General features: G+C 55.4%; 1 protein-coding gene. It reads left to right on the plus strand.

Annotation, left to right across the window (positions count from 1 at the left end; translation table 11 throughout):
• Positions 1 to 45: 45 nt before the first annotated feature.
• The coding region (locus H4J77_RS19640; protein WP_182250153.1) for a helix-turn-helix domain-containing protein at positions 46 to 480 on the plus strand (435 nt) is incomplete at its 3' end.

The raw sequence follows: 480 nt of genomic DNA on the forward strand, positions 1-480 counted from the left end.
GGTGGTCTCAAGGACCAAGTGCAACAACTGAGATAGAGTGTTGCCATGAGAACCTATACGCATTTAACCACTGACGAACGGGTCGCCTTGATGCTGATGCAAGGCCAAGGATTGAGCCTACGCTCCATCAGCCGTCATCTGAACCGACACGTCAGCAGCCTTAGCCGTGAGCTCAAACGTAATCGTACGGCCCACCACTATGATGTCGTCCAGGCCTGCGCTCTAGCACGAGAGCGGCGAATCAAAGCCAGACGCCTCTCGCGCTTGCTGCCTGAGAGCGAGCTCTTTCAGGTCGTAGCTAAAATGCTCAAATCGGGCTGGTCTCCTCAGCAGATCGCCGCCAGACTGAAGCTCCATTGGCCAGACAGCCCCGAGCTTCATGTGAGTCACGAAAGCATCTACTTGGCAATCTACGCGCACCCTCGGGGTGAGTTGAAACGACAACTGATCAGCTATCTGCGTCAAGGCCACGGTAAACGG

This window comes from Pseudomonas sp. 5Ae-yellow (assembly GCF_014077575.1).
GTDB lineage: Bacteria > Pseudomonadota > Gammaproteobacteria > Pseudomonadales > Pseudomonadaceae > Halopseudomonas > Halopseudomonas neustonica.